Here is a 497-nt window from a genome sequence, read left to right as displayed (position 1 = left end):
GACGCTGGATCCGACTGAGTACGCATTCACTGGCCAATCTGCCAGCCTGCTCATTACAGCCGTTGACACTGATGGTAACGCAGGCTACGGGTCTGATACTGTTACCGTTAACAACGACAACCAGATTGACAACACGAATATCGTCAGTCCGACATCCAAGACGCCTATGACGGTTGGGACGTCTGAGACGCTGACGGTTACCTACGACGCCGAGGACACGAACTTCAAGGACGCGACGGTCCGCCTCCTTGCTGATAACGGTGACCGTCTTGCTTCGACGACAGTCGAGGCTGGCGGTACTGACCTGACCGCTGACTTCGACCTGAGCAGCAGTGCTCTTGACATCGGCGCTGGCACGTACGACGTCCAGCTCGTCGTCAACGACACGAACACGAACAGTAACTCTGTCACTGAAGCCGACTCGGTGGATGTTGACGCCGGAATTGACAACACGAATATCGTCAGTCCGACGTCCAAAACGCCTATGACGGTTGGGA

1 protein-coding gene is annotated in these 497 nt (G+C 55.7%); it reads left to right on the top strand.

The window, feature by feature from the left end; translation table 11 throughout:
• Positions 1 to 166 precede the first annotated feature (166 nt).
• A partial coding sequence (locus DEQ92_RS22050) for a hypothetical protein (RefSeq protein ID WP_199522971.1) occupies positions 167 to 497 on the top strand: 331 nt, incomplete at its 3' end.

It is taken from the genome of Haloferax sp. Atlit-6N (genome assembly GCF_003383195.1).
Classification (GTDB): Archaea; Halobacteriota; Halobacteria; order Halobacteriales; family Haloferacaceae; genus Haloferax; species Haloferax gibbonsii.
Note: the sequence above shows the minus strand (reverse complement) of the source record. Positions and strands in the feature narration are given on the sequence as shown.